At 59.4% G+C, this 16,825-nt stretch carries 11 protein-coding genes; 6 read left to right on the top strand and 5 right to left on the bottom strand.

Annotated elements, in window-relative coordinates:
* Positions 1-43: 43 nt before the first annotated feature.
* Together CA51_RS05460 and CA51_RS05455 are read left to right on the top strand one after the other, a co-directional pair.
* Positions 44-1,726, top strand: a complete 1,683-nt coding sequence (locus tag CA51_RS05460) for a HEAT repeat domain-containing protein (protein WP_145118527.1) — start codon at positions 44-46, stop codon at positions 1,724-1,726.
* Between the two features lie 95 nt (positions 1,727-1,821).
* Complete coding sequence (locus CA51_RS05455; RefSeq protein WP_197451615.1) at positions 1,822-2,865, top strand: 3-keto-disaccharide hydrolase; 1,044 nt, start codon at positions 1,822-1,824, stop codon at positions 2,863-2,865.
* 110 nt (positions 2,866-2,975) lie between these two features.
* Here the strand turns inward: CA51_RS05455 and recJ are convergent, their stop codons facing one another.
* The 4 genes from recJ to CA51_RS05435 form a co-directional block, all read right to left on the bottom strand.
* Positions 2,976-4,673, bottom strand: coding sequence for a single-stranded-DNA-specific exonuclease RecJ (recJ, locus tag CA51_RS05450; RefSeq protein ID WP_231746015.1), 1,698 nt, complete (start codon positions 4,671-4,673; stop codon positions 2,976-2,978).
* 80 nt (positions 4,674-4,753) lie between these two features.
* Positions 4,754-4,918, bottom strand: coding sequence for a 50S ribosomal protein L33 (gene rpmG / locus CA51_RS05445; protein WP_145091005.1), 165 nt, complete (start codon positions 4,916-4,918; stop codon positions 4,754-4,756).
* A gap of 222 nt (positions 4,919-5,140) precedes the next feature.
* The gene (locus tag CA51_RS05440) at positions 5,141-7,162 is read right to left on the bottom strand and encodes a hypothetical protein (RefSeq protein WP_145118523.1); all 2,022 of its coding nucleotides are present in this window, start codon (positions 7,160-7,162) and stop codon (positions 5,141-5,143) included.
* Between the two features lie 281 nt (positions 7,163-7,443).
* Positions 7,444-8,919: a hypothetical protein gene (locus CA51_RS05435; RefSeq protein ID WP_145118521.1), complete on the bottom strand. Its 1,476-nt coding sequence runs from the start codon at positions 8,917-8,919 to the stop codon at positions 7,444-7,446.
* A gap of 607 nt (positions 8,920-9,526) precedes the next feature.
* On the opposite strand from CA51_RS05435, the gene CA51_RS25670 reads away from it, so the two are divergent.
* The 3 genes from CA51_RS25670 (at position 9,527) to CA51_RS05420 (ending at position 13,788) form a co-directional block, all read left to right on the top strand.
* Positions 9,527-12,316: a TolC family protein gene (locus CA51_RS25670; RefSeq protein WP_197451614.1), complete on the top strand. Its 2,790-nt coding sequence runs from the start codon at positions 9,527-9,529 to the stop codon at positions 12,314-12,316.
* A 127-nt stretch (positions 12,317-12,443) separates the two neighbouring features.
* Complete coding sequence (locus tag CA51_RS05425; protein WP_145118519.1) at positions 12,444-13,055, top strand: RNA polymerase sigma factor; 612 nt, start codon at positions 12,444-12,446, stop codon at positions 13,053-13,055.
* Positions 13,048-13,788 carry a hypothetical protein gene (locus CA51_RS05420; protein ID WP_145118517.1) on the top strand — a complete coding sequence of 247 codons (741 nt, stop codon included), beginning with the start codon at positions 13,048-13,050 and terminating at the stop codon, positions 13,786-13,788. The genes CA51_RS05425 and CA51_RS05420 overlap by 8 nt, the downstream gene beginning before the upstream one ends.
* Before the next feature lie 42 nt (positions 13,789-13,830).
* Here CA51_RS05420 and CA51_RS05415 read toward each other — a convergent pair whose 3' ends face one another.
* Positions 13,831-14,520 (bottom strand): DUF2461 domain-containing protein, encoded by a 690-nt coding sequence (locus tag CA51_RS05415; RefSeq protein ID WP_145118515.1) that lies wholly within the window; start codon positions 14,518-14,520, stop codon positions 13,831-13,833.
* 251 nt (positions 14,521-14,771) lie between these two features.
* On the opposite strand from CA51_RS05415, the gene CA51_RS05410 reads away from it, so the two are divergent.
* Complete coding sequence (locus CA51_RS05410) at positions 14,772-16,754, top strand: NAD(+) synthase (protein ID WP_145118513.1); 1,983 nt, start codon at positions 14,772-14,774, stop codon at positions 16,752-16,754.
* Positions 16,755-16,825 lie beyond the last annotated feature (71 nt).

Genomic DNA, 16,825 nt, shown 5'->3' with positions numbered 1-16,825 from the left:
CCTTCCCTGCAGCCGTTCCTCCTCGATCACCGAGTTCCTAAATATGTCCATCGCCCTGCGTACCTGCCAAGCTTTACTGGCACTACTGATACTCCAAACGACGCTCCCAAGCTTCGCCCAGGCCCAAGCCACCGACGTCCCTTCGCTGCTGCAAGAATTGCGACAGGGAACAACCGAACAACAGACAGCCGCCCTCAAAGGCTTGGCTGGCACGCCCGATGGCCCGGCCCGCACCGCCGCGATCAACGGCCTGGTGAAACTGCTCGACTCCGACAAACCAGCCCTCCGCGCTCGGTCGGCTTACGCTCTGGGCTACCTCGCCGACGGCAACGTCGACGTCGCCAAAGCGCTGATCCCACACGCTACGGACAACAACCCACGCGTCCGCAATGCGGTTATCAAGGCCTTGATCCGCATCAAAGCTCCGCGCGAATTGACGATGCCGATCTGGGCTAAAACCCTGAAGAGCAGCGACCCCGAAACGATCATGCAAGTCATCCACACGATGGCCGACCTGGGTGGCGATGCGATCCCCGCTCTTCGCGAGACGCTCACTCACCCCGACGCCGCCTACTGGGCTCTGTTGGTCGTCAGCGAAATCGGCCCCGATGCTGCCGAACTGACTCCCCAACTGATGGAGCTGGTCGACCACGCTCAACCCGAAGTCCAACTGCAAGCGATCATCGCGATCGGCAAGATCCAAGGCGATGGCGAGAAGATCGTCCCCGGACTGGTTAAGGTCCTGAAAAGCGACGCGCCGCTAGCTGGCAAATACGCTGCCTGTTTTGCCCTCAGCCAATACCCTGAACCGAAATCGGGCGCCGAAGCTCTCGAAGCAACTCTCGACGAAGCGACCGACACCGAATTGAAACTGCTGGCCGGATGGAGCCTGCTGACCCTGAACCCCGAATCGGCAAAGCGGCCCACCGCACTGACCGCGATCATCGCTGGCCTTTCGTCCGACCAACCGCGCATCCGCCAACTGGCAGTCCGCGCTCTGGGCGACATCAAACCGGGCAGCGATGGCCCCAACCCGATGGTGATCCAAGCGATGACCAAGGCGCTGCAAGACAGCGAACCGGCAGTGATCTCGCAAATCGTCGACGTCCTGGCCGACAAGGGAACCGCCGCGATGGGCGTGATCAAAACCGGCCTGGCTAACAAATCGCTCCGCCCTCTGGGAATCGAACTGGCTCGCCGACTTGGACCCGACGCCGCGCCACTGGTACCCGATCTGATCGCTGCGATGAAGTCGAGCGACGATCCCGAACAAGTCCGTGAGATCGCATTCGCACTCGCTTCGATCGGTTCGGCCGCTCAGCCAGCCAGCGACGTCTTGGTCGCTCAACTGTCCAACGACAATCGCCGCGTTCGCTACAGCGCATGTTACGCGTTGGGAAGCATCGGCGCGACATCGAACTCTGTGTTGAGCGAACTGCAGCAACGCCTCAAGTGCGACGATTCGTTCCTGCAACTCTCGGCCGCTTGGTCGCTGCTGAAACTGCAGCCTGGCGATCCCAAGTTGGTCGCTCAAGCAGTTCCCTTGCTGACCGAAGCCCTGCAGTTCGAAAACGAATTCGTCCGCTTGGAAGCTGCTCGCACGCTCGGCACGCTTGGCAAAGCCGCTGCGGGTTCGGTCGACCAGCTGAAAGCACTGCAGAGCGACGAAAGCTCGATGGTTCGCGAAGCGGCAGCCGAAGCTGTTCAAGCGATCCAAGGAAACTAGCTCGCCACAGCCTTCGCGCTGTGCCAGTTAGCGATACCTCTTTAGCGCGGCGACACTCGCCGCGCTCCTCCCACTCTGCACCATGACACCGCTCCATGTCTCATTCGATCTCCTGCCTCTGCCTGATCGTCGCTACGGCGGCATTTGCCGTCGCTCAAGACAGCCCCGCCAAGACTCCGGCGACCAACGAACAACCGGCGGCGGAGACGAAGCCGGCTGATTCGCCCGCGGCGGCAGCTGAAAAGCCAGCCGAACCGGAAGCCGAAAAGCCGAAGGAGCAACCGGCGGCGGAAAAGCCAAAGCAGGAAGCGAAGCCGAACAAGCCAGCCGAAGACAAGAAAGCGGCTGAAGAGAAGAAGCCTGAGGAAAAAGCAGCGGCCAAACCGGCTGACGCTTCTCCCAAGTCGATGACACCAATCGGTTACACCGACACGCAACTGCTGCCCGGGCAACCGTGGCGAATCCACGATCTGCTGCGTCCACGCCCACGCGCTGTCACGCCAGGAGCAGACTCGCCCGCCGCTCCACCAAGCGATGCGATCGTGCTGTTCGACGGAACCGATCTGTCGAACTGGGGCCACCAAGACAGCAAGGTCCCAGGCCAATACACCCCCGCTCGCTGGACCGTCAAAGACGGCTACATGGAATCGAAGCGAGGCACCGGATACCTCTGCTCACTGGACAACGTCGGCAGCTGCCAACTGCATATCGAATGGGCCTCGCCCAAGAAGGTTGTCGGAGACGGCCAGGGACGCGGAAACAGCGGAATCAAGCTGTGGGGGGCGTTCGAGGTCCAAGTGCTCGATTCGTACAACAACCGAACCTACGCCGACGGCCAAGCTGGCGCTGTCTACGGCCAATATCCACCAGCGGTCAACGCCACGCTACCGCCGGGAGAATGGCAGGCTTACGACGTGATCTACGAGATGCCCGAATTCGACGACGAGGGAAAGCTGACTAAGCCGGCTTACCTGACCGTCTTCCATAACGGCGTGCTGCTGCATCACCATCGCGAACTGACAGGCCCCACCGGCCGAGCCAATTCGAAATACAGCAGCCACCCGCCGGGCGGATCGATCATGCTGCAAGACCACGGCAACCCCGTCCGCTATCGCAACATCTGGGTTCGCCCGCTTTAAGGGGCTCGCAAAACGCCAGTTGCCGCCACGGCCTAAGAGGTCATCGCAACATCTGGGTTTGCCCGCTTTAAAGAACAGGCGGCGATAAACATGAAAACGCTGGCGCGCGATCAATCCGAAGCGCGCTGGCCCGAGGGTCGCCAATCGACGATCTGGATCTCGACTTTCCGATAGCCACGGAACTCGTTGATTACTGGGCGGTAGGCGACATCGATCGGAGCGTTCAACTCGTTCAGCTCCTCGCACCACTGACCGGCTCCAAATGCAACAGCTCGCATCGCGCTGTTCTGCTGCACGAGGTTGACGGTCAGGTGCCGGTCGCCTCCTCCCATCTTCCGAGCGGGCTCTTTCAGCGAGACTCCCGAGGCGCAGAAGATCGGCCGGGGATTGCTGTCGCCAAACGGCTCCAACATCTCGACCTGCTTGACGGTTTCTAGATTCCACAAGCTGAACGACGCTTCGGCATCGATACTGATCTCGGCCTCGTAGTCGCTGGGGACGTTTTGTGAAACCGCTTCGCAGAACGCTTCGCGGAAACGATCTAGCGAGGACTCGTCCAAGGTCACGCCAGCCGCTGCGGCGTGACCGCCGTAGGTGATCAGATGCTCGTCGCACTCGCCAAGCATCGCGTGCAGGTCGACCATTCCGCCCGACCGAGCCGAACCGATAGCCGGCTTACCCGCGGCACCGTCCAACGACAGGATGATCGTCGGTCGGCCGTACTTCTCGGCGATTCGCCCGGCGACGACGCCGATCACTCCCTTGTGCCAATCGACTCCACTGAGCACTAGCGCCGGATCCTGATCGGGATCGAACTCCGACTTGGCTTGCTTATCAGCCGCCAGATAAACGCTCCGCTCCAGCGTCTGCCGACTGCCGTTGAGCCCGTCGATATACTCCGCCAACGCCGCAGCGCGGACGGGATTGTCGGTCGTCAACAGCTCGACGCCCAACTGAGCCTGCCCCAGCCGCCCGGTCGCGTTGAGCCGTGGGGCGAGCATAAAAGCGATATCCTCGCTGGAGAGCGCCGACTTCTGATCCAGCTTGGTGATCTTCAGCAGTTCGCGCATCCCGATCGATGGGTTCGACAACAGGCTTCGCAGCCCGTGGTGGACCAGAATCCGATTCTCATCCAACATTGGAACGACGTCGGCGACCGTGCCGATCGCGGCGACCGCTAACGACTGCATCAGATACGAACGCAACCGCTCGGTCACCTTCTTCGCGCCACAGGCACGCTGGCAAACCGACCAAGCCAGCTTGAACGCGACACCCGCACCACACAGCCCCGCAAACGGATACTGAGTGCCTGGCAGACGCGGATGGACCAGCGTGGCATCGGGCAACCGATCGCCAAACTGATGGTGATCGGTGACGATCAATTCCAGGCCCAGCTCCTTGCAGAGATCAGCTTCGACGGGACTTGCGATCCCGCAATCGACGCTGATCACCATCTGCTTGCCGCGAGTAGCCAGCTTGCGAATCGAATCGCAATTCAGACCGTAGCCATCCTCCAGCCGATTGGGGACGAAATAGCTGACGTCCGCCCCAAGCAACTTCAACCCATTGAATAGGATCGCGGTGCCGGTGATCCCATCGGCGTCGTAATCGCCGTAGATCACAATCGATTTGCGATCGAGGATCGCTTGATGGATCTGATCAGCAGCGGCCGGAACCCCGGGCAGATCCTCGGGGTCACGCAGCATGGTCAAACGGCTTTCGAGAAACCGCTGGACGTCTTCGGAATGAAATACGCCACGCCGGATCAGCACTTGGGCGACCACAGCAGGCAGCCGGGATTGGCGCATAAGATGCTCAACCCGGCCCATATCATGAGGCAGCAGACGCCACCGCTTGGCCATGGCGTTTCCTTCCGCTGACTTTTAGATTATTTCTTCTTCTCGTTGTGCCAAGTGTGCTTGCGCAAACGAGGGCAGTATTTCTTCAGACGCAACTTTTCCCCGCCACCTTTGCGACGGATGGAGTAGTTGTAATCGCCCGATTCTTCGCAGACCAGGAAGATGGTGTCCGCTTTCTTATTGCTCTTGGCCATGAAATTGTGTCTCTAATCTCAACAAACTGACGTTCTATATCTACTTCACGCAGCCCCCAATGCTTGATTCCCGACCGCATCAGATGCGAGCGGAGCATTAAAAACCACGTCCAATTTATAAGGGTTTGATCGCCCAGTATGACTTAAATTGCGTTCGTGCGGTAGCCCATATCTTCGGCCGGATCGCCGCGAAAGGCCACTAAAACCGCTCCCCGCCAGTAGTTACGGGTTTGCCGACAGTTCCGCCCCGATCTGACTCTGCAAAAACTGCGATACGCGAGTGATCAGCCGCCGCGATACGGGGTCGATCACCCCCGCAAAAGTCTCCGGCGATTCGTGCCCCGCACCAGCCGCCAATCGCTCCAGAAATTGCGTTTCCGCCGGGATCGGCGGGCTGAAGACCACCGTTCTGGGCGACATCGCCAACGCGTACTGCGTCGTCACGATCCAGTTTCCGTCGCCGAGATCGCGAATCGTCAGCCCAAACGGCTCCAACAGCTCCTGTTCCAACGAAGCCAACGAATCGTGCGAGGTCCAAGGGAGGACGGTGTATTCGGGAGTCAAACCGTATTGCCAAGCGCTGGGCCAGTCGATCAGGACGCGAGCCTTCTGCGGCTGAGCGACTTGGGTCAGCCAATGTTCGATCGGACGGGGCAGGTCCCCCTCCAGCACGATCGCTCCCGGATCGGGGCGTGGCAAGTCGCTGGGGTTCCCGTCGACCAACCATCGCGACGTTTGAGCCGCTGGCAGTTTTGGAGGCAGATTTCGGCTGATCCGCAGCGCGTCGAGCGCCAGCGCGGTCCGCCACATCGCTTGCGGCGAACCCGTCACTTCCACGCGGCCACTCGCGGCGTCGAACCTCAATGCGGCCGGATCTTGGGCCAGATGAGCCAGTTGAGTCGCCAAGTGGATGATCTGTTCGGGATCTTGCAGGTCGCCCACCACAAACGCTGGCTCGAGAGCCTTGGCGATCTGCGGCTCGGCCGCTCGCACCGCCATCTGCCCGGGGCCCGTCTGCTGCAGCGTACAGCCGACTTTCGCAAGGATCTCCCGCAGCGCATCGCCAGCGGTTGTGTTCAGATAGCGGCCCGAGACGGCTGCATCCAGCTTGATCCCGGCCGAATCGAGCGATTCGATATCGAAGCTGATCGGCACCGAAACGATCTCCGAAATCGTTTCGACGCTGGCGTGCAGCGTTGTCGCATTGAGGTTGATCCCCAGCGGTTGCCGCAACCGCTGTTGCACATCGACGGGGGACTGAGGCGCCGGATAGCGGGTGCTGAGTTCCGGTGGCGGTTCGAAACGAATCGCCTTCAACACGTTGGCTTGCGGCTTCGGTTCGGGTTCCTGCAGATCGAGCCCCTGGCCGAAGATGCTCGAAAACATCTGCATACTCGGCGGCAATTCCTCCATCGTCCCCGCTTCGGGCTGTTCAGCTGGCTGCCCCACCTCAGCAAAAATCCGATCTGCACCGTTCGCCGCGTCGGCTGGCAGCTTGGCTTTCGGATCCGCAGCGGGATTATCGACTGCCGCCGCGGCGGGGTCGCTGTCAGCGGGATCTCCCGCCTCGGTCGTCGCCATCGGCTGCGATTCGGGTTCCGCGTCGGCGGCAGGAGACGCCGCGCCGTCGGATTCAGCTGGCGTCGCCGCTGCTGCAGCGTCTTCGGGCTCGCTGGCCTCCAGCGGTTCATCAACCTCCGCTGTCGAGTCGGCGTTGGCGGAGTCGTCGTCTGCCGGTTCGCCGCCGGCGGGTTCATCCTCTACCGCGGGATCGATCTCTCCAGCTGCCTGTTGTTCTTTATTTAATGACGATTGGATAAACAGCCCGAAAATCGCGGCAGAGCTGACGATTGCGATCAATGAGACCAGGGCGATCAAGCCGATTTGGCGATAGCCTTGGTAGCTGGAAGGCTGCCATTCCGCAGGGGGCGCGGTCCCGAAAGAGGCTGACACGGACTGCGAATCCGACGAATCGGCGGCATCGAGATCGGCGTCCGTCGCGTCGGCCGAACCGGGTTGGGCGAACGTTCCCTCGGACTCCAGTTCCTCGTGAATCGCTTCGCTGGTGATCGCCTGGCTGTCGATGTCGTGCTGCCGCCCGATCGTCAACTGGTCTTCGGTCGGCGGTTCCACCAAGACCATCGCTTGGCAGTTGGGGCAGGCCACGATCTGGCCGATCATACTTTCATCGCGCACCTTCAACCGCGAACTGCAGGTCGTACAGGTGATGAAAAATGGATCCACGACCGGAAAGCCCCTTGGTGGGAATGAAGCCGCGCGGTCGAACGATCCGCCCGCAGGGCATCGGCTTGTGTTCCGCGGCGATCGGCGAACAAACACCGCTCGGGCAGCGAGCCATTATACAGCAGTCGACAACCGCGACGGCAAACGTCCAGCGGCAATACTCGCGAGCATGAATTTCTTGGCGTGGCCCAAGCGTAGGGTCGCCCGCGGCGTCACGATCGGCGCGACCCGCAGATCTTGCCAGCACTCGCTATTGCGACCCTGCGGCGGCGGAAGAGAGATTAGAGTCCGGCCGCAGCGGTGCGTTGATCGATCTGTTGCTTCAGCTGCATTTGCACCCGCTCGAGATTCCGAACGATCTTGACGTTGTCTTGGTACAACGCTGCCAATTGGGTTCGCATCGCAGCTTTTCGCTGTTGCAATTCCTTGGCATACGCTTCGATCGCAGCCTTCTCGACGCGGTGTTGCGCCAGCTCCGCTTCCAGCTTCAACTTGTCTTCCTGTCCGCTGACCAACATCGTGTCGTTAGCTTCTTTGACCTTTTTCATGATCGCGATTTCGCGGTTCAGAACGACAACTTTTTCAGCCAGCACGTCCAAGCGTTCGAAGACGTGGCGTTCGATCTCGTCGTAATCGTTCAACGGACGGACGTAGATCTCATCGATCAATTCCGCCACGCCGGTGCTGATCAACTCGGTCGCTTCTTCATACTTGAAGACCAATTCGGTCCCCGCTTTGAACTGCACTTCGTCGCCGTCGGCCAACTGCAACCGGCTGTCGACAGCTTGTCCCAAGAGATCGAAATAGCTTCCCTCGGTGGCGGTCCGCTGGCCAGAACCATCAACGATCACCGAATGATCTTTCAGCAGCTTGATCTTGCGCCACTTCGCCTCGGGCGGATCATCCGATTGCGCCTGCTTGCCATCCTTTAAATAGCTCTGCAGCACCTCTGCCGGAATTTTGCCAGCCAAAGCGGCATTCAAGAATTCTTCGTCGGCATCGCCGAAGATCGCTTCGTCTCGCTTCCGGCTCGCTTCGACAAAAAACGGCTCGTGGCCATCCAGCGGCATGACTTCATAGATCGCCCAGGATTGAGCTTGGCTGATTCCCTGTTGCTGACGCTTAGAGAGAGCCGAGAGGGCTCGCAGCGGTTGCAGCGTCAACGATTGCGGGCTGCTTTGGGTGACCAGGTATTGTCCGAGGAACGTTTGCGGCACGCGGTTCTGATTCGGATCCATCACCTCCGAAAAGGCGAACACGATCGTATCGACGGGGATCGCCGACGATTCGGCACCATCCGCTGGCGCGGCGGCTGGATCAGCCGGTTCCGCAGCCGGATCGACTGCGGCGGCGGCCGCTTGATTTTGCGGCATGTTTAAAGTGAATTGACCTTGAGCGGCTCCTTGCGGGGAGAGCCCACGCCAGACGCGGCCAGCCTCGACTCGCAATTTCTGCAGCGCCAATTCGATCGGCACCACGGCTCGCTGGTCTCCTTCGAGACCGATCACGCCATATTTAAGCTCTTCCTCTTCAACGGTCGCCTTATCGAGACGCTCTTCCAGTTCGACCGAGATCTTTTGCCATGCGACGCGGGATTTGGACGACATCGCGACCAAGCCCATAAAGACCACCGCCTCGATGAACACGATCGGCGCGATCACCAATGGCACCCAAGTCCATCGCTCGGCACTCTTCCACATCAGCACACCGAATCCGATGACTGACAGGCCGAGCAGTATTTGAATGACGATTTCCATCGGTGTTCCAGAGTAGCTGAGACAAGCGTTTGCGGGATCGATCGCGTTGGGCAAAGGTTTGACGAAGGTCTAACCCATGCTTTGATGGTAAGTTGGGACGTTTCTAGCGTCAAGCAAAACCTGTCAATCCGGCCATGGTTCCTCCGTTGGAGTGGTCGACCTGAGGCCGATTGGCAACACCGGGACAACCGGTATATCCGGATCAACTGATCCCACGGGGCGCTTCTCCAGGCTCAATCGCGCCAGCCGTTTCAAGTCGAACCGCAAATCGCTCCGAACCTATTCAGGACTGATAGTCCCAACACGTGGCACGATCGGTCGGATCTATCCGCACCCGCAGATAGCGACAAACCGCTCCATCGCGACGAAGCCTGCCAAACGTCACTCGCCCTCGCATCGTCACAGGCGGGGGATCGTGGCAACCCGCAGGCTGCGAAGGAGTTGGGGAGATGGAAAACGATCGAAACTGCGACCGACCGCAGGCACCCCACCTTGGGATACGAGACGAGTAGCAACGGCCCCGGCGTTTTCGACGGCGGTTGGTTGCGCGGTCCAAGCGATGGACTGTCGGCTCGCAGCAACAACTTCAGGCATAGGGATTTAAGGCATGGAAGCCGTTAACCAGATCATTCTTGCGCGGCGTTTGGCCGCGGCGAAGTTCAGGTCATTTGCCATCGTAGGGCTGATTGCTTGCGTCGGCCTCCCCAACCTTGGCTGTAACCGTGCGCTGTATCGCAAAAAGGCGGATCGCGAAGCGTACCAATTGATCGACGAGAAGGTCTGTCACAGCGGGGAAGATCCCGGGCACGCGCTGCGGATCGAGATCGACAGCCAGAGCCGGATGTTCGATCCGTTTGATCCCGATCGCCCGCCGATGCCCAAGGACGATCCTAAATCGAACACCTACATGAACTGCGTCGACGGCAAGCGGGGTTATCCGCTGTGGCACGCCAACGGCGACACAAACACGGCGGAGAATCCCGATTGGTGGCGGTTCCTGCCGTTGGATGAGCGCGGCGTGCTGGTGCTCGATTCCGACACCGCGTTCCAATTGGCGCGGTTGAATTCCCCCGGCTACCAACAAGAACTCGAAACCCTCTACCTGTCGGCGTTGGATGTCAGCAGCGAACGGTTCCGCTTCGACACGCAATTCTTCGGCGGCTTGCAATCCTTTTATACAGCCGACGGACCGTTGCGTTCGGGATCTGGCGGCGAGAGCAGTTCGAATCTGGCCGTCGGCCCCTACAGCGTTGGCCAACGCCCCTGGTCGATGCAGCGCAGCTTCACCACCGGTGCCGACCTCGTCGTCGGGATGGCGAATTCGATCGTATGGGAATTTAGCGGCCCCGACACGCAAAGCGCTTCGACAATCCTCGACTTTACGCTCGTTCAACCGCTGTTGCGCAATGCCGGCCGCGACCGCGTGATGGAACGACTGACCCTCTCCGAACGGCGGCTGTTGGCGAACGTTCGCGCCTTCGAACGCTACCGCCGCAGTTTCTATCTTTCGATCACAACCGGTCGCAGCGTCGATGCGGGCCCATCGCGCAGCGGCGGCGTCTTCGGCGTCGGCCTGGAAGGCTTCTCGGGACTCGGCGGCGGCTTCGCAGGACTCGGCGGCGGCGGAAACCTGGGGATCGGCGGTGGCGGCGGCGTCGCTCAAGCGGGCGGCTTCCTGGGATTGCTGCAGGATCAACTGCAGATTCAAAACCAAGAGGAAAACGTGGCGCGGCTGCGTGAGAACCTGCTGCTGCTGAACGATACGCTTGTCGAAATGTTGACCACGATCCCCGCCGACCAAGAAGCGATCCCACGGCAACGGCTGCAAGTCGCTCAGGCTCAACAAGCCCTCCTGTCGGCACAAAGCCAATTGGTCAATCAACAAGCGGCATTTAACGCATCGGTCGACTCATTCCTGGGCGACCTGGGACTGCCTCCGTACCTCTGCGTCGAGATCCGCGACCCCGTGCTGAATCAATTCCAATTGATCTCGCCCGATCTGAAAGACCGTCGCAACCAGGTCTCCGACATCCGTACCGTCGTCGGCAACATCAACACGCGGCTGCTGGAAACAGGGCGTGAGGCGATCAACCCTGCGACCAATCTTCCCGAGCTGAAAATCACTTGGACGCCGGAAGTTGCCCAGTTGCTGGCAGATCTGAACGGACAACTGGTTCCGCTGTCAGAGCTGCAGAAGACGTTTATCGAAACCGACCTGCCAGGACTGAAACGCGATATCGAAGCGTTGGCCGAAGCGGTTCCCGATCGCCAGCGATCCTCGTCGCAACTGTTGAACATCTACCAAACCGAAAAGGATCAGATCTGCACGCTGCTGCCGTTGACGATGGTCGACAAAGCCTTGTTTGATCCGACCGATTTCAATCGGATCGGGCAGGGGTTGATCGATGATTACAACAAGCTTGAGAAACGGATGACCGCGTATGCGATCGAGATCAATACGATCGACCAAGGGCTGCAGGAAATGTTGCAGTCGCGAGCATCGCAAACGGCCGCTCAAGCCGACGCCGATGGTTCGCTGTCGCAACAGATTCGCGACAACGGCATCCTCGCTGCTCAAGATCTGATCGCTGCGATCGCCGAAGACGTGTTGGTGATGCAGCTGATCCAGGCCCGAGCCCGGATCGAAAGCGTGTCGCTGCCGGAAGTCGATATCAGCGCCCCCGAGGCTCTCGAGATCGCGCGGCAACAACGACGCGACTGGGCCAACGCTCGCGCTTCGCTTGTCGATTCATGGCGTCTGATCGAATTTAACGCCGACAACCTGGAAAGCTCGCTCGACATCACCTTCAGCGGCGACCTGCAGAACACCGACAGCAATCCGTTTAAACTCAACGGCGATGCGGGACGCCTGCGTGCTGGCCTGCAATGGGACGCACCGCTGACCCGACTGCAGGAACGCAACACCTACCGGCAATCGCTTATCGAATACCAACAAGCTCGCCGTAATTATTATCAGTACGAGGACGGCGTATGGCAGTTGCTGCGAGGCCAGATCCGCCAACTGCGAGCCAACCAGGTGAACTTCGAACTGCAACGCTCCGCGGTCCGTATGGCGGCTGAACAGATCAGTTTGAACGAAGACTTGCGACTGTTGCGAGAGGCTCGCGGATTGTCGAGCGGCCCGACCGCGGCTCGCGATATTATCTTCGCGTTAAGCGATCTGTTGAACGCTCAAAACGGCTTCCTAAACATCTGGGTCAACTACGAAGTTGTGCGGCGAAACCTCGATCTCGATATGGGAACAATGGAATTGACTCCCGATGGCTATTGGATCGATCCGGGCGTGATTACTGCCCAGACCGTCGGCATCAGCGGTGATCTCGTGGGCGATGGCCCAGGGATGATCGTCGAAGCAACCGAAATGGACATCCCGTAACCGCCCGGGCGATCGATTAAATTGCTGGATTTCTCTAGACAATCAATCGCCTCCAGGACCAGAATTGATTCTGACGCGAAACTATGAATCGCTCCTGAGCGATAAATTCAATCAAGTCGAGAATACAATGAATGACGATTCCGATCGAAGCAGCCAAGAACTCGACGAATTGATCGAAGGGGTACGACGCGGTGAAAACTTTGCCTTGGAACAGGTTTTCAACCAGTATTTCCCTTACCTCGTCGCGTTTGCACGCAGCCGGATGCGGAGCCGCCAACTGGGCGGCGATGTCGAAGGTGTTGCCGCCAGCGCGATGCGGAGCTTCGTCAGTGGAGCCGGAGCAGGGCGGTTTGGAGAGCTGAAGACTCAGCAGGATCTGTTTCGTTTGTTGAGTGTGATCGTGCTTCGCAAATCGATCAAATACACCAAACGCGACGGCCGTTATATCCATATCTCCGAAGCGGGAGACGACTCGTCCAGCAACGGTTTCTTTTCGATCCGATCGGTCCCAACCGGCCCGGTCGCCGAACAAGCCTTGATCGTCCAAGAGACCTTAGACCAATTGCTGCAGGCATTGGGAAAGAACATTTTGCAGAGCATCGTGCTGATGCAGTTAGAGGGACACGCCAACCCTATTATCGCCGACACGTTGAGAATTTCGATTCGCAGCGTGCAACGCCACATTCGTCTGATTCGCCAGACCCTGAAGAAGATCGAACTAGCAGACAACGATGACTGATTCGAACGACGAAGAGACAAGCGATGCGTGGAAGCAATTTGAACAGTCTTGGCGACGCGGCAACCCTCTGAATTTGTGGGAGGCGATCTCTACCGTCAGCCCGGTCTATCGACGCGACCTGGCGGTCGAATTCGCCATGATCGATCTCGAGTGGCGTTGGCGATTGAATATCGACAACGAACCGCGCGACACCCGTCATTACGCCGGGATGCTGACCGCGTTGCAACTCGATGCCGAACATTATGTGTCGATGCTCGAACATGAGTTCATCGTCCGATCCCAGTGGGGCGACCGCCCGACGATCGACGAGATGCTCGATGGATTCCCATCCGCCGGCGAACTCCACAGCGTGCTGGAAACCGCCTTGGATGAGAACTTTCCCGTCTTCTGTTTCCTGAAAAAAGAGGACGAACGCCTGCTGGAACATCGCGTCAAACTGGTCACCAGCTTTGGGCGACAAACAGCTGACGATGCCGACGGCAAGTATTCGATCTCTTTTGATAAAGCCAGCACGCGGTGCGTGATCGCCGATGCCAATGAAACCGCGATCGCGGAATCCCACCTGGAGATCAAACGGATCGGCGCCGACCGGATCCTCGCCGAGATCCACGCGCCAAATACAAACTGCTTGGCCGCCGATCAACCGCTGCTGCCGCACCAGCCTTCCGAATTGCGGCTGCCGCTAAAACTGCAGCTCGAAAACCACCAGATCTTCTTCGACTGCGGCTTCTGAGTCCTTCTCAGCTCGGGCTTCATCCGATCTCGGCGGCAGCGATCAGAACGGCACGCATGCGCTTTCGCACAGGAACTGCATCAACGATCGCGCGGCTCGAAACCGAGCGATGATTGTCGAGACCAGATCGGGCGACGTCACGTCGCTCTCGACCAACGGACTCAAGCCGATGAAGTCCTTGCGGCGCAGATCGTCGATCATCGGATGGTCTTTGGCAAAGTCGCGAGGCGTCGTCTTCAGACTCTCTCCTTCCAGCTGATAGTTGTCGCGAAACGCCTTCGCGTCGCGAGCCCGTTTCCAACGCGTCGGTTCGTCGGCGATCTTGCGACGAATCGCCAGCAGCGCCGGGGAAGCGGGACGCCAACATCCCGCACCGACAAAACATCGCTCCGGCTCGATGTGAACGTAGAAGCCAGGGGCGTGGACATCTTTGCCCACTTCATGGCGAAAATGGATCCCGACGTTCGTCTTGTAGGGCGTCTTGTCTTTGGCGAACCGCGTGTCGCGGTGGATCCGCATCAACGAACCGCCAACGCGTTTGGGAACCGCCGGAAAGAAGGGAGACAGCTTTTCCAGCCGCGGGCCGATCGCTTCGATCAACCGCAAGCTCGGCTCCCGGACCGAAGCTTCATACCGCTCCTTATTCTCCGCAAACCACGCGCAATCGTTGTTGTGCCGCAGCTCTTCCAGAAACAACAAACAGTCGTCGGTATAGATCGATCGGGAACTCATCGGGCATATCTCTCCGGTATCACATCGCCCGCTTCAGCAATATTCAGTGATTCAATTGGAACGATCAGCCGCCACGCGTTAGCGTCCGGTTCTTCGCAAAACGAGCGTTAGCGTTCTACGACCGATCGACCTAAACGCCAACCCCAACGCGCCCCGTCGCCCGCTTCAGCGCTCTCGCCGATCCGCGGCGGTGGCGAGTATACTACAAATCACGTTGCAAAAACCTGTGCCTAACAAGGATCGTCCCGCTCATGCACCCCCACGGATATGTCCGCATCACCGCCGCAAGCCCGCGAGTTCATGTTGGTGCACCTCGTAAAAACGCAGCCGAGATCGAGGAACTGCTGCAACAGTACGGCGAATCGGACATCGTCCTCTTTCCCGAACTCTCCCTGACCGGCTACACCGCCGCCGATCTGTTTGGACAACAACAATTGATCGACGCGGCGATGGCGGCTTTGCAGCAGATCGTCGCGGCATCGGCGGGTCGCGATCAATTAGTTGTCGTCGGCGTGCCGGTCAGCGTCGCGGGCAGCCTGTACAACTGCGCCGCCGCGATCGACAACGGCCAACTGTTGGGAATCGTTCCGAAACAGTTCCTGCCGAACTACAAAGAGTTTTACGAGGCGCGGTGGTTTCGCGCCGCCGACGGCAGCGAACCGGCGACGATTACCGTCGACAACCAATCGATTCCCTTTGGCATCGATCTGCTGTTCCGATCGGGCGATGCAGTCGTGGGAATCGAGATCTGCGAGGATCTCTGGACTCCCAATCCTCCCAGCGGCTTGATGGCTGTCGCCGGTGCTAACATTCTATTAAACCTGTCCGCCAGCACCGAAACGGTTGGCAAAGCCAGCTGGCGAACCGATCTCGTCAAATCGCAATCGGGACGCTGCATCGCCGCCTACGCTTACGCCGGCGCCGGCCCGACCGAATCGACAACCGATGTCGTCTTTGGTGCGCACTGCATGATCGCTGAAAACGGAGTCGTCTTGAGCCACTCGCGCCGCGTGGGCGATGGCCAACCGGCGTGGCAGGGAGCGACATCGGCCACCGTCGACGTTGACCTACAAAAACTGGGGCACGATCGCCGCACGATCGGTTCGTTCGACGACGCCCGTGGCTCGCTACCGCGCGATTATCGCCAGATCGATTTTTCGCTCACCCACACTCCCGATCGCGAACTGCAGCGCGACATCGCGCCGCGGCCGTTTGTCCCTAGCGATCCCAATACACTTGCCGACCGCTGCAGCGAGATTTTTGAGATCCAATCGGCCGGCTTGGCCCAGCGAATTCGTCAGCTGCCCGAAAACATGCCCCTCTTCATCGGCGTCTCCGGCGGCCTCGACAGCACCCTGGCGTTGGTCGTTGCCGCGAAGATGTGCCAGCGATACGGCTGGCCGACCTCGCGCATTCACGGGATCACGATGCCCGGCTTTGGAACCACCGACCAGACTCGCGAGAGTGCCGATCGGTTGATGCAACAACTGGGCGTGACGCGGGAGACGATCGACATTCGCCAGTTGTGCCTGCAAGCGTTTCAATCGCTGCAGCATCAGCCGCTGGGAATCGATGCCGAAAAGATGGACGTCGAAACGCTGCAGCAGCAGCTGATAAAAACGCCCAACGATGCCAAAGACTTGGTGTTCGAAAACATCCAGGCGCGGATTCGGACCTTTGTGCTGATGAGTCGCGGTTTTGTCTTGGGAACCGGCGATCTGTCGGAACAAGCGTTGGGATGGTCGACCTACAACGGCGATCACATGTCGATGTACAACGTCAACACATCGGTCCCAAAAACGCTGGTCCGCTTCCTGGTCCGATTTGCCGGCGACCACCACTTCGACGAATCGGTCCGGACCACGCTGCACCAAATCGCCGACGCGGTGATCTCTCCCGAATTGATGCCCCCCACCGAAGACGGGGAGATCCGTCAGAGCACCGAAGCGACGATCGGAGCGTACGAACTGCACGACTTCTTTTTGTTCCACTTCATCCGCAACGGCTATTCGCCCGAAAAGATCCTCTGGCTGGCCCAGCAGACGAATTTTTCGCAGCCCTACGACGACGCGACGCTCGCCGAAACGATGCAGACCTTTTTCAAGCGGTTCTTTGCGAATCAGTTCAAACGGACATGTGTCCCCGACGGCCCCAAAGTGGGCAGCGTCAGCCTGTCGCCGCGGGGCGATTGGCGGATGCCGAGCGATGCCGATCCCGACGCCTGGCTTCAATAACGGCGTCGATGCGGCAGACTGGGGCGTTAACGTTTGGCATTCACCCTGTAGCGGTCAGTAGAGGAAAAGGG

Source organism: Rosistilla oblonga (assembly GCF_007751715.1).
GTDB classification, from domain to species: domain Bacteria; phylum Planctomycetota; class Planctomycetia; order Pirellulales; family Pirellulaceae; genus Rosistilla; species Rosistilla oblonga.
The sequence above is the reverse complement of the archived record's forward strand: the minus strand, read 5'-3'. Positions and strand labels throughout refer to the sequence as shown.